5 protein-coding genes and 1 pseudogene are annotated in these 6414 nt (G+C 42.7%); all 6 read left to right on the forward strand.

Annotated elements, in window-relative coordinates; all coding sequences use genetic code 11:
• The coding region (locus NC99_RS22090) for a hypothetical protein (protein WP_162231176.1) at positions 1-268 on the forward strand (268 nt) is incomplete at its 5' end.
• Positions 154-852, forward strand: a pseudogene (locus NC99_RS07875) (IS91 family transposase); the annotation flags it as partial. The gene NC99_RS22090 and the pseudogene NC99_RS07875, both read left to right, overlap by 115 nt.
• Before the next feature lie 569 nt (positions 853-1421).
• Positions 1422-1835 carry a Fur family transcriptional regulator gene (locus tag NC99_RS07880; protein WP_053181910.1) on the forward strand — a complete coding sequence of 138 codons (414 nt, stop codon included), beginning with the start codon at positions 1422-1424 and terminating at the stop codon, positions 1833-1835.
• 78 nt (positions 1836-1913) lie between these two features.
• The gene (locus NC99_RS07885) at positions 1914-2312 is read left to right on the forward strand and encodes a hypothetical protein (RefSeq protein WP_053181913.1); all 399 of its coding nucleotides are present in this window, start codon (positions 1914-1916) and stop codon (positions 2310-2312) included.
• Between the two features lie 63 nt (positions 2313-2375).
• Entirely contained in the window at positions 2376-2846 is a 471-nt protein-coding gene (locus NC99_RS07890; protein WP_053181916.1) for a hypothetical protein, read from the forward strand.
• Positions 2847-2873: 27 nt separating this feature from the next.
• The coding region (locus NC99_RS07895; protein ID WP_053181919.1) for an efflux RND transporter permease subunit at positions 2874-6414 on the forward strand (3541 nt) is incomplete at its 3' end.

Consider the following 6414-nt stretch of genomic DNA (forward strand, 5'->3'; position numbering starts at 1 on the left):
GTGGAGCGAAGCGGAACAAACGGAGCGACTCTTGCCGTGGGGTGCAGCCCGGCTTCGGAGTGAAGCCAAGCGAAAAAGCGACTGGTTTCGTGGGCGCAGCCAGACGAATAAAGGAAGCGGTTTCGCGAGGCTGAGCGATGGTGCCGGGGCACAGTGCATACCTGGTCATCCACCCTGGTTTACCATCCGCATGTTCATATGCTGGTTCCGTCCGGTGGATTGTCGGATGACGGGATGGAATGGATTCGCCCGAAAAAAGAATTTTTAGTACCGGTTAAAGTTTTGTCCAAAATCTTTCGCGCCCGGTTTTGCGAGTCGCTTCTAAATCTGCTTCAAAACAGCCGTCTTGATGTTCCCGAGGGATTTAACACCGAAAGCTTGAAACAAAAGCTCTATGCCAAAGACTGGGTTGTATATGCCAAAAAGACCGGGAAAACCGCCGATCGGGCGCTGGAGTACCTTGGGCGCTACACGCACCGGGTAGCAATAAGCAATCAGCGTATTTGCAGCTTCGAACAGGGGAAAGTTTGTTTTCGTTACAAGAATCCGAAAACAGGCCACTACAACCGGGAAATGACAATGGATGGTGAAACCTTTGTCAAACGGTTCCTGCTTCATGTACTTCCTTTGGGTTTTTACAAAATCAGGTACTTCGGAGTTTTGGCTTCGGCAAACGCACAAGCTAAAAAAGAGCAATGCCTGTCCCTGATCGACAAGCCTCAGTACCTGTCAGAACTGGAAGGACTGAACGCATGGGAAGCCTGGCACCTGATCAGCGGAAATGATCCCTCACAGTGCAAAAATTGTAAAACAGGAAGAATGAGGCCGGCATCGTTGAACAACACCGCCTAACCACAACCCCGGCAAACGTTCATTGAAGTCAACGGACAAAAAACAATCAGGCGGAAGGAAAACGGCAACGGGAAAGTTATGCCCGTAAGCAAACAAAACAAAAGCGAAATGAGAAAGAAATCAGTTCAAAGCAACAACATCACCACTCAATTGACATTTAAAAACACGAACCTTCGTTATAACAGGCCCATAGCGGCGCGGGGAACAGTCCAACTTAATTTTATCCACTATTCATCAGCTCGTTTAAAAAACTGCTGATCAAATCGAAGATTATTCCTACTTTTAACATCGTTCGTTAAGAACATTGGATAAAATACTAATACGTTAGCAACAAGGCGAAAAAAAAGAAATCCTATGATAGGACAGTGCAAACTTGGAGGAATTTATTTTGCTTTTTTCCTCCCCCGATCAAAAAAAGAAACCCCATCCACCTTGCAGCACATTTCCAAGCCCCCACAAGCCAACGCCCAAACCAAAGGCTTGAAAAAGAGCTGCAATTCTGCCTACGCACAGGTGCATAATTGTTACATTTAAGCTTTGAACAAACCGAGATTGTTAAAGTTAGTATAATGAAAAAGGACATAGACAACAAACTCCAATCCCGCAATATCAAACCAACCGCCATGCGCGAATTGGTGTTACAGGTTTTAACCGAACAAAAAACAGCTATCAGCCTGCCAGAATTAGAACAAAAATTTGAAAAAGCCGATAAGGCAACGTTGTATCGTACGCTTAAAACATTTCAGAAAAACAAACTGATTCATTCGATTGAAGATGGTTCGGGCTCTGTAAAATACGCCTTGTGCCAGGAAGCTTGCGAGTGCCAACCCGATGACCTGCATGTTCATTTTCTTTGCACAAACTGCAATCAAACCTTTTGTTTAAACGACATTCCTGTTCCAACAATAAACCTCCCCAGTAGCTTTTCCCTCGGAAGCGTAAATATGGTAGTGAAAGGAGTTTGTTCCAATTGCGACAAATAAACTCTGCAACTTGGTTGCAGAAATATTTTTTCTATCTTTGTCATTATTTTATTAATTGATTTTTAATATCATAGTCGGTTGATTTTTAAAGGACAACATATAGAAAGATTTTTTACCTTTTTGGCAGGGCTGATTACTTTGGCCCATACTGTTGTGCCGCACCATCACCATTTAGAGATTACACACTCATCAGAAGAGGAAGCAGCCTGTGAAACTCCTGTTCAGGGGCAAAATTCGGAAAAACCAGACACGCATTGTCATGCATTTAATATTCTGGTGTCTGAAAAGACAAGCACTACATCATTAAATCAGTCTTTATCTGACCATTTCAATTTCTTCCCGGCTGGAATTATTGTTCAAAGTGAAATTCCACCTGTAAAAGACATTACCACAACTATCTTTGGCAATCATGCCATTTTCATAAAACAATTCTTCTATACCGCTCACTCACTCCGGGCGCCTCCTGCAATTGCTTAACTTTTGTTTGAATTAACAGACCGGTAAAACAGCCGGCCTATATGTTTACTTAATCTTTTTGATATGAAAAAGAAGAAGTTAAGCAAGCAACAATTACGGGAAAAACAAAAAATCGAGAATAAAAAGTTTAATCGAACACTTATTGTCAGTTTCAGTTTACTGATGATCGCAACAATTTCTGTCCTAATTTTTTATACCTACAAGTGCGATACCCGGTTTCTGTATCACAAATGGGCGTGGTATGACAATGAAGTTCCCGGCGAATGGGCTTGCATGAACGGCGACAACTTACAGTTACATAAATCTTCAAAAGTCATATATAAAAACAAGGTGTATTATTTCTGCAGCGAGAAATGTTTTAACCACCTTACAGAGTACTTTATGGAAGTTGCGATGGTGCCCGATGCTTTTTCGGGCGATTCAATTAACAAAGCTGATGCCTTAATCGGGTTAAAAGAAAAAGGAAAACCGGAATTGGTTTATTTTAAAAATCAAGAAACGATGAACAAATACTATGACCAAAGAAATAAATAGAGTTTTAACAAATAAAATCAATAGGAAATGATAAACAGAATCATAGCATTTTCAATAAAAAACAAATTTATTGTAGGGCTGCTTACGCTGGCCCTCATTGGAGTGGGGATATACTCCATGTCCACGGTAAATCTCGGTTCGGTGCCTGATATCACCAACAACCAGGTGCAGGTGATTACCGTGTCCGAAAACCTTTCCACAGAAGACATAGAACAATTTGTGACCTACCCGGTGGAGCTGGCAATGGCAAATTTGCCGGGGGTAACAGAAATAAGGTCCATATCGAGGTTTGGCCTTTCAGTAGTAACCATTGTATTTGAGGACAAGATGGGGACTTACCTGCCCCGGCAACTGGTTTCGGAAAAACTCAACGAAGTAAAAGAGCAAATTCCTGAAAAATTTGGTTCCCCCTCAATGGGGCCAATTACCACAGGCCTGGGAGAAATTTACCAATACACCATCAAACCCATGCCCGGTTACGACACCGTTTATTCTGCAACTGAACTCCGTACAATTCAAGATTGGATTGTAAAACGGCAAATGGCAATGGTGGACGGCGTGATAGAGGTAAATGCCTTTGGAGGGAAAGTTAAACAATATGAAATTGCCATTAACCCCGAAAAACTCAATGCTATCAATGTTTCTATTTCTGAAGTGTTTGAAGCGTTGCAGCGCAATAATGTAAACACCGGGGGCGCATATATCGAAAAAAACAACATGGCCAACTTTATTCGTGGCGAAGGCCTGGTGCGTTCGCTTGATGATATCCGTAATATCGTTATCAGGAATGAAGATGGTATCCCAATCCTGATTAGGGACATAGCGGAAAAGGTTCACTTTGGAAGCCAGGTAAGGTACGGCGCTTTCACCCAGGATGGGCATGAAGCAGTTGGGGGAATGGTACTTATGCTCCGTGGAGAGAACCCGAATGCTGTAATCAAGAATGTAAAGGAAAGGATGACAGAAGTCCAGAAATCATTGCCCGAAGGACTGGAAATTAAACCTTTTCTCGACCGCAGCGAGCTTATTGCCAGAACCACAGATACCGTTAAGAAAAACCTTTTGGAAGGGGCATTGATTGTGATATTTGCGCTGGTAATATTGCTGGGTAGCCTGCGGGGCGGTATTATCACTGCCACTACTATCCCCCTCTCGCTTCTTTTTGCTTTTATATTAATGAAACAGTTTAATGTATGGGCCAACCTGATGAGCCTGGGAGCAATTGATTTTGGAATCATCATAGATGGCGCGGTAATTATTATTGAAGGAACGGTGTATGAAATACAAAAACGTATAAAAGCCGGAAAGCATATTTTTAACCAGAAAACAATGGACGAGGTGGCCTATGATTCAGGAAGCACCATGATGGGTTCAGCCTTTTTCGGACAAATCATTATCCTTATTGTTTTTGCCCCCATACTTTTTCTAACTGGCGTGGAAGGAAAAATGTTTCAGCCAATGGCATACACCTTCGGATTTGCAATGATTGGCGCCATTATTCTTTGCCTCACGTATGTGCCCATGATGTCGGCCCTGTTTATGAAGCCGATTCAAAACAAAAAGAACTGGTTTGGAAAATTTGAACGGAAACTGGAAACGCTCAGTGAGAAAATTATTGGCGGTATACATCGGGTATACCTTCCGTTTTTAAAAATTGCTTTACGTTTCAAAGCCGTAGTTATCATTCTATCCATCGTGATACTGAGCGTTACCGTATATACTTTTTCGCGAATGGGAGGTGAATTTGTGCCCCAGTTAGATGAAGGGGATATTGCCATGCAGGCTTTAATTCGCCCGGGGAGTGGGTTGAGTGAAGCAATAGATGTTTCCACCGAAATTGAAACGCTTTTACTGGAAAATTTTCCTGAAGTAAAAACAGCCCTGGCCCGTATTGGGGTGGCCGATATTCCAACAGACCCCATGCCCATGGATATCGCTGATTTATTTATCATCCTCGAAAAGGACATGGATAAATGGACAAGCGCAGAATCTACTGAGGAGCTGATTGGCAAAATAAAAGAACTCCTAGATGAAAAATTAACCGGTGTAAACCTTGTTTTTAGCCAACCGGTTGAGCTTCGTTTCAACGAATTGCTTACAGGGGTTCGTGAAGATGTAGCCGTAAAATTGTTTGGCGAAGACCTGGATATACTTGCGCAGAAATCGGAGCAAATGGCTGAAATTATTCAAACCATTCCTGGAGTAGGCGATGTGAGCCCGGAGCGTACATCGGGGTTGCCGCAAATGACCGTTCGCTACAACCGCGAAAAAATTGCCCAATACGGATTGGATATTCAAAAAGCCAACGAGTATGTAAGCACCGCTTTTGCCGGAGGAGTAGCAGGAGCCATCTTCGAAGGGGAAAAACGGTTCGACATGGTTATCCGTTTCGATGAATCCCACCGGAAGAGTATTGACGACCTGCGCCAGCTTTTTATTGATTTACCCGACGGCACACAGGTGCCAATTAAAGAAATAGCCGATATCGACTATATTCCGGGCCCTATGCAGATTTCCCGTGAAAATACCTATCGCAGAACCTATGTAGGAATTAATACCAGGGGACGCGATGTTGAATCGGTAGTAACCGATATCCAGGAAAAGCTGGATGCAGAACTTGAACTTCCGCCTGGCTATTATATTTCCTATGGTGGAGAATTTGAAAATCTGCAGCGTGCTAAAAACCGTTTATCGATTGTTGTGCCAATCGCACTCTTTCTCATATTCGTGCTTCTCTACTTTGCACTTAAATCCTTTACACAATCCATTATGATTTACATTGCTATTCCACTGGCAGCCATTGGCGGTGTGTATGCCTTGTGGATAAGAGATATGCCTTTTAGTATTTCGGCCGGTGTTGGGTTTATTGTACTTTTTGGAGTTGCAGTGCTCAATGGCCTGGTTTTAATCAACCGGTTTAATTCGCTGAAAATGGAAGGAGTTTCTAACATCAGAGAACGGATTTTAACCGGTACAAAGGAAAGAATACGCCCAATTATGCTTACAGCTTCTACAGATATACTCGGGTTTTTACCCATGGCATTTTCAACATCTGCAGGAGCCGAAGTACAACGCCCGTTAGCTACTGTGGTTATTGGAGGCATGCTTACGGCTACATTATTAACACTTATTGTACTGCCAATACTCTATACTTTCGTAGAATCAAGGGGTAAAAAGAAGATAAAGCCAACGGCATCAGCGAAAACATTAATGGTGTTATTAATTGCTGCCGGATTAATAGGTTTGCCTACTGCAACAAAAGCTCAGGAGAATTCAAATTCCATCAACTCAATTTTCAGGAACCTGCCCGCCATTACACTGGAGGAAGCCAGTGAACTTGCGGTTGAAAGTTACCCGAAAATACAATCGGCACGCCTGGAGATTGAAAATCAGGAGGTATTGAAAAAAACTGCGTGGGATTTGGGAAACACGGAAATCTTCACCGGAAAAGAAGAAGTTGGAAACGGTTCCGATGGTATTTATACCCAAATTGGCATACAACAGGGAGGAATCGATGTGTTCGGAATTTCGCCGAAATTAAAGCTGCAGGAAGAATATATTACACTTG

The sequence above is a fragment of the Sunxiuqinia dokdonensis genome, assembly GCF_001270965.1.
Taxonomy (GTDB): Bacteria; Bacteroidota; Bacteroidia; order Bacteroidales; family Prolixibacteraceae; genus Sunxiuqinia; species Sunxiuqinia dokdonensis.